Source organism: Chloroflexota bacterium (genome assembly GCA_013152435.1).
In the GTDB taxonomy this organism is placed as follows: Bacteria; Chloroflexota; Anaerolineae; order DUEN01; family DUEN01; genus DUEN01.
On record JAADGJ010000065.1, the window covers coordinates 1 to 5,242 of the forward strand.

4 protein-coding genes are annotated in these 5,242 nt (G+C 66.0%); 1 reads left to right on the plus strand and 3 read right to left on the minus strand.

What is annotated here, in order from left to right:
- The coding region (locus GXP39_09465) for a tetratricopeptide repeat protein (protein NOZ28265.1) at window positions 1–778 on the plus strand (778 nt) is incomplete at its 5' end.
- A gap of 443 nt (window positions 779–1,221) precedes the next feature.
- Here the strand turns inward: GXP39_09465 and GXP39_09470 are convergent.
- From GXP39_09470 to GXP39_09480, 3 genes are all read right to left on the minus strand, one after another.
- Complete coding sequence (locus tag GXP39_09470) at window positions 1,222–2,394, minus strand: MFS transporter (protein NOZ28266.1); 1,173 nt, start codon at window positions 2,392–2,394, stop codon at window positions 1,222–1,224.
- Between the two features lie 12 nt (window positions 2,395–2,406).
- Window positions 2,407–3,111, minus strand: coding sequence for a PIG-L family deacetylase (locus GXP39_09475; GenBank protein NOZ28267.1), 705 nt, complete (start codon window positions 3,109–3,111; stop codon window positions 2,407–2,409).
- A 463-nt stretch (window positions 3,112–3,574) separates the two neighbouring features.
- Window positions 3,575–4,609 (minus strand): Gfo/Idh/MocA family oxidoreductase, encoded by a 1,035-nt coding sequence (locus tag GXP39_09480; GenBank protein NOZ28268.1) that lies wholly within the window; start codon window positions 4,607–4,609, stop codon window positions 3,575–3,577.
- Window positions 4,610–5,242: the final 633 nt, after the last annotated feature.

Here is a 5,242-nt window from a genome sequence, read left to right on the forward strand (position 1 = left end):
CTCCGAGCTGGGGCGGCGGCAGGAGGCCCTGCAGGCCTCCCAGGAGGCCGTGAAGCACTACCGGAAGCTGGCAGACCGCAACCGTGACGCCTTCCTCCCCAACCTGGCCATGAGCCTCAACAACCTGGGCGCTCGACTCTCCGAGCTGGGGCGGCGGCAGGAGGCCCTGCAGGCCTCCCAGGAGGCCGTGAAGCACTACCGGAAGCTGGCAGACCGCAACCCCGACGCCTTCCTCCCCAACCTGGCCGGGAGCCTCAACAACCTGGGCATGATCCTCTCCGAGCTGGGGCGGCGGCAGGAGGCCCTGCAGGTCACCCAGGAGGCCGTGAAGCACTACCGGGAGCTGGCCGACCGCAACCCCGACGCCTTCCTCCCCAACCTGGCCGGGAGCCTCCACAACCTGGGCATTCGGCTCTCCGAGCTGGGGCGACGGCAGGAGGCCCTGCAGGCCTCCCAGGAGGCCGTGAAGCACTACCGGAAGCTGGCAGACCACAACCGTGACGCCTTCCTCCCTGACCTGGCCGGGAGCCTCAATAACCTGGGCAATCGGCTCTCCGAGCTGGGGCGACGGCAGGAGGCCCTGCAGGCCTACGAAGAGGCAGTCTGCTCTTTGCAGCCCTTCTTCCTTGCGCTTCCCGCAGTCTTCGCGAACTGGATGGGCATCATGGTGCGCAACTACTGGGAAGCCTGCCAGGCGGCGGGCCGGGAGCTGGATAGGGAACTGCTGGTGCTGGTGCTGGAGGTATTTCAGCGGCTGGAGAGGGAGGACGAACCCTAAGTAGGGGCGAGGCATCCCGCGACGCTGGCACTGTGGTACACGCGCTCTGCATAGGATGCGCCAGCGCTCAAGCCGATGATACTTTGGAGGATGCCTCGCCCCTACCGCTGCGGATCGCGTGCCCTTCGAGCCCTCAGAGCGTGTCTGAGAATTTAACCGATAAGATGTCTGAGGGGCCCTCTCAGCTATCAGCTCCACAGGGGGAGGTGTGGAGGGGAGCTCCCCTCCACGGAAACCCCACTTTTCCGGCCTGCACCTGCCTTTCTCGGCCCTTTCCGCGGGAATCTGGGCCGAGGCCAGGCAGGTCGAGGGCGGAAGAAGGACTTTTTCCGGAGGGGCTTCGCCCCTCCGGGCCTCCCCATAGCAGAAGCAACGGCATTTCTCAGACACACTCTCAGCGGAATGACGCAGGCCCTCACCCCGCTCACACAGCGGCCTGCACGTCAACGGCGCGGCATCTCCGCCAACCGCGCCGTGGGCCGCCAGCGTAATGTCCAGAACGTCAGCCCGCTCAGGACGAAGATGCCGGTGCTCACCAGGAAGAGCGCCTGAAACCCCGCCCGCTCCACCACCTGGCCGCCGATGGCCAGCCCCAGGATCTGTCCCAGGCCGATGACCCCGTTGTAGATCCCCACGGACCCCGCCCGGGTGCGCGCCGTGCCGCTCTCCGCCGCGTACACCATGGACGTGGCCGTGAAGGCGGAGTACGCGAAGCCCCGAAAGACCTGCACGCCGGCCAACGCGATCAGCCAGCGACTCAACGCCACATAGCCCAGCAACACCAGCCCCAGCCCGACGCCCCCCATCGCCAATACCGGCGCCCTGCCCAGCCCGTCCGACAGGATCCCGACCAGGTTCATGAAGGGCACCTCGGAGATGGCCGCAAGCCCCCACAGCCAGTTGGCCGTTGACTTGGGATACCCCAGGCTAAACAGGAAGTTCGGCCACATGGAGTAGGCCGCCCAGAAGGCGCACATCCACAGCAGCACGCCCGCCAGGAAGGCCATCGGCAGCCGGGCGCCCTCCGCCGGGGCCTCCTCGGCGGGTTCCGCCCGGGCGGACGGCTCGGAGGTCGCCTCCCGGATGATGAGCGCCACCAGGCCCGCCGACAGGAACAGCAGCGCCCCCAGCGCGTACACCTGACGCATGCCCAGGTGGTCGATGATCGGCTTGGCGCCGAACGCGCCCACGGCGAAGGAGAGCGAGCCGAATCCCCGGTAGGAGCCGATCCGACGGCCACGGGAGGCGCTGGTGGCCAGCAGGTCCCCCATAAAGGCCAGGCTGGTGGTCGTGTAGGCGGCCATGGCCGTCGCCTCCAGGACACGCACCCCCCACGCGAAGCGATAGCCCGGCGCCATGGCCAGCAGCCCAAAGGAGATCCCCATCCCCAGCAGGCCGCCCACCACCAGCGGCTTGCGCCTCCCCATCCGGTCCGACGCCCGCCCCCACAGGTAGTTGGCCACCAGCAGCACGACGGCATACGTGGTCAGGATGGCGGAGATACGCGCATAGCTGGCGCCCAGGGACTCCAGATAGAGGGAGAGCATCGGCGCCGTGGCGCCCACGGCGATGTAGACCAGGAACAGGACGATCGTCAGCAGGCGGACGCTATCCATGTCCCCCGCCCATCACGGCAGCAAGCGGGCTGCCGGGCGGAAGCCACGGGGCACGAACCGCTCCGCATACATCACGCCGCACTGGATCCCCAACGCCCGGTCGCGAGCCTCCATGCGCTCCATCACGTCCACCCCATCGTGCTCCCGCAGCCATTCGAGCTGGCTCTCATGGGCGGCCAGCATCTTGCGCTTCAGCTCATACACCTCGGTGATGTCCACGTACTCGGCCGCCTCCACGCGCACGTCATGGGCCACATCCATGTAGTAGATGCGCGCCGGATGATCGGAGGCCGGATGCGCCGTGCGGATGTGCGGCACGGTGGCGATGTAGTTGGCGCTGAAGGCCAGCTGCCCGGCGGCCACGTGATCCGGATGGTACGCCTCCGGCCAGTGGGTGAAGATGATGTCCGGCCGTGCCTGGCGCAGCATATCGATGAACGCCTCACGGGTCTGGCGATCGTAGAACAGCTCCCCATCCGGGAAGCCCATCCAGAACACCTCGGCGCCGATGACGGCCGCGGCCGCCCGGGCCTCCTTCTCACGGATCACCGCCAGCTCGGCCGGTGGGATCTCCAGATGTCCCTTGTCGCCGTTGGTGGCGTAGCACATCATCACGTGATGACCGGCCAGCGCATAGCGAGCCAATGTCCCCCCACAGGCGATCTCGATATCGTCCGGGTGGGCCCCCACGGCCAGCACTCGTAGCTTCTCGTCCACGGGTCTCCTCCTGATCCTCCGTGTCGTCCCTTGAAGTAAGTTTCTTCGGAGGGACTGCGCCCCCCTGAGCTACCCCAGGAATGCAGGAACATGCTCCCAAAGGTGTCTGAGGATCTCCCTCAACGACCAGCCCTCCGGGCCTCCCCACAGCAGAAGCAGCGGCATTTCTCAAACACATTCCAAACAATGGAGCCAGTAGCGGCGGACCTCATGCCGCTGCGGGCTGAGCATGGGAGCTCAGCCTGCCGTTGGATTGTTCAAGTTCTAGATGGTTTCTCCACATAGCATTGCGTTTCAGGCGGGCGCTCCTGGCGATTATAGCACCCCCCGCTGCCGATGCAACCGCAACCGCGGATGTAGTGGGCTCAAGAGCATGGGAAAACGCAGAGATGCCTAGCACCCCCCCAGCGGCCGGGCTCCCACGCCCGGCCCTATTGATCCGGGCAAGATAGCGCCCGCACGCTCACGCCGACGCCAGGAGGGACGCGGGGGCGATGGGGCGACGCTCCCGGATCGATCGCTCCACCGCCTCGATCATGGCCGTCACGGACACGCCATCCTCCACGGGGACGGCCGGCTCGCCGCCGTCCAGGACACAGTCCACCAGGCTGCGCAACGCGCCCCACCACGTCGGCGGCAGCTTGAAGCGCTGCCACAGCGCCGGCCGGGTGAACATGTGCTTCCCGAACTTATCCGAGGAGAGCTCGAAGCCCTGCCGCTTGCCGTCAAAGTGCAACCGCCCCTGGCTCCCGTAGACCGTCATCTCAAACTCCACGATGTCCGGCCAGGCCTCGGGCAAGATCCAGGCAGTCTCAAAGGTGACGAAGGTCTGCTCGAATCGGACGACGGCCTGAATGGCATCAAAGGCGTCGATCCCCTCGGCCGCCAACACTCGCTTCACCCCGACGGCATACACCTCCTGCGCCTCCTGCCCCAGGAACCACCGGAACAAGTCCATCGTATGGGCGAAGAGGAACCATTGCGGGCCGGACTTCCCCGCCCAGGAGAGCATCTGCCGGGGCACCCAGATGGTATCGGCCAGCCGCACGTGCGCCATGACGGGGTCGCCGATCTCCCCCGAGCGGATGGAGTCCCGCACGGTGAGGAGCCCGGGATTCCAGCGCAGCCCCAGGTTCACGGTCATCTTGACGCCCCGCCGGCGGGCCGCCTCCGCCATCTGCCGGGCCTCCCGAGCACTGGTCGCCAGCGGCTTCTCCACCACCACATGCTTCCCCGCCTCGATCATCCGCATGACCGGCTGGAAGTGGGCGAAGTCCGGGGTGGCCACGCTCACCACCTCCGCCTCCGAGGCGGCGACCTCCTCGATGTCCGTGGTGAACCGGCACCCGAACCGCTCCCCGACAACCCTGGCCCGCTCCGGGTCGAGGTCCATGACGTAGACCAGCTCCGAACGCGGATACTCGTGGTAGGCCTCGGCGTGCTGCTCGCCGATCAGCCCCACGCCGATGACGGCGGCCTTCACCTTTCGCTGAACCATCTCCCCCTCCTGAAGAACGGCACGATCGAACCTCCGAGAGAGCGGTGGTATCCCCCTATATCTTGGCATGGGTAGCGAAGGGCAGTGCCCTTTGCTACCCAAAGGGCCAAACCAGAGGGAGCACTCACCGAGTCGCTCCTACAACTTATCCGAAACAAATGACACGGTCGCTTGTTCCTTTTACCATGCGAAGATCAATAAGATCGAGAAGACGGAAGTGCATTATGGAGAGCCTACGAGCGTAGGAAGCGGCCTCGATATACTCCTTTCCATGCCCTTCCTGGTGTCTTGGAAATTTACCAGCAAAGTGTCTGAGGGGCTCCTTCAGTTAAGCTCCACAGGGGGAGGTGTGGAGGGGACCTCCCCTCCACGGAAACCCCGCTTTTCCGGCCTGCACCTGCCTTTCTCGGCCCTTCCCGAAGGGTCCAGGCCGAGGCCGGGCAGGTCAAGGGCGGGAGCATGGCTCTTTCCGGAGAGGCTCCCCACAGCAGAAGCAACGGCATCTCTCAGACACACTCCCAGATACGAACTTCTCACCTCTCATCAGGGACAGCCACAAGGGCTGCCTCATTGGGATCAAGTTAAGCGACATAGAAGCGTGGCCCCGCACCTCTGGGGTGGCTCGGAGAGGCG